Genomic DNA, 233 nt, shown 5'->3' on the forward strand with positions numbered 1-233 from the left:
ACATGGTCTGCGGGGGCGGCCAGATGCTCTGGAAGAAGGGGTTGGCTGCCGAGGCCGCGAAGGCGGCCACGATGCCGAGGGAGATCGCGACGCCGCCGAGGCGGGGCGTCGGCGTGGTGTGCACGTCGCGCTCGCGGCTGCCGGGATACAGCTTGAAGCGCAGGCTCACCCGCCCCACCGCCCACGGCAGCAAGTAGGTGATCGCGGCGGCGGCGATGACCCTGTAGGGATAG

At 71.2% G+C, this 233-nt stretch carries 1 pseudogene; it reads right to left on the reverse strand.

Going from position 1 to position 233, the window contains the following annotated elements:
• A pseudogene (locus tag KVS71_RS19120) lies at positions 1–233 on the reverse strand (undecaprenyl/decaprenyl-phosphate alpha-N-acetylglucosaminyl 1-phosphate transferase); the annotation flags it as partial.

This window comes from Microbacterium sp. GbtcB4, assembly GCF_019091465.1.
GTDB lineage: Bacteria > Actinomycetota > Actinomycetes > Actinomycetales > Microbacteriaceae > Microbacterium > Microbacterium paraoxydans.